This is a genomic window from Xenorhabdus yunnanensis (assembly GCF_028598805.1).
Taxonomy (GTDB): domain Bacteria; phylum Pseudomonadota; class Gammaproteobacteria; order Enterobacterales; family Enterobacteriaceae; genus Xenorhabdus; species Xenorhabdus yunnanensis.
In genome coordinates this window covers 1-238 of record NZ_JAQRFI010000321.1, presented here as the reverse complement: position 1 = coordinate 238, position 238 = coordinate 1, and the positions used below count along the sequence as shown (strand labels likewise).

1 protein-coding gene is annotated in these 238 nt (G+C 38.2%); it reads left to right on the top strand.

Annotated elements, in window-relative coordinates; translation table 11 throughout:
- On the top strand, nucleotides 1-238 hold a 238-nt coding region (locus tag PSI23_RS22445; RefSeq protein WP_273557094.1), incomplete at both ends, for a transposase.

The following is a 238-nucleotide window of genomic DNA, read 5'->3' as shown; positions in this document are numbered from 1 at the left end:
TAAAGGTTATCTCAGCCAGGAACTGGCTGACGATTTAGCTAAAACGGGGATCACTTTCATCACCAAAAAGCGCCGAAATATGAAAGCTCACATGCAAGCTGAATGGGATAAGATAATGTTATCAAGACGCTTTATCATTGAAACAATTAATGGGCAATTAAAAATCATTTCTCAAATAGAACACTCGCGTCACCGAAGTATAAAAGGATTTCTGTTAACTGTTTTAGGGGGGGTGATT